Origin of the sequence: Pseudoalteromonas sp. S3776, assembly GCF_005886915.1 — a bacterium.
Taxonomy (GTDB): Bacteria; Pseudomonadota; Gammaproteobacteria; order Enterobacterales; family Alteromonadaceae; genus Pseudoalteromonas.
In genome coordinates this window covers 1-286 of record NZ_PNCU01000219.1, presented here as the reverse complement: position 1 = coordinate 286, position 286 = coordinate 1, and the positions used below count along the sequence as shown (strand labels likewise).

The 286-nt window shown below is 44.4% G+C and carries 1 protein-coding gene; it reads right to left on the bottom strand.

The window, feature by feature from the left end; translation table 11 throughout:
• Positions 1 to 191: transposase (locus tag CWC16_RS20145; RefSeq protein WP_502705085.1), on the bottom strand; the 191-nt coding region annotated here is incomplete at its 3' end.
• Positions 192 to 286 lie beyond the last annotated feature (95 nt).

Below are 286 nucleotides of genomic sequence, written 5' to 3'. Positions count from 1 at the left end.
AGCATGGCCGGATCGTAAGCCGGACGACCGTTAGCATCATTGTTGTAGTGGTTATGAAAGATTGAAGTATCAATTTCATGATCGACCAGGTAATTCAGTGTGTATTCGAATGAACCGGGCACCAACTGTTCAGCCAGATTAACGGGGAGTAATAAATTCTGGCTGGTGTCGTATGGCTTGAAGCGAGGCATGGCAAGGCTTTTAAGTCTACTCAGGGGCTGATAATGGGATTTTACCGGTTTTGGTCAACATAATCAGTACTTATAGAGGTTTTTCTACAGGCTCA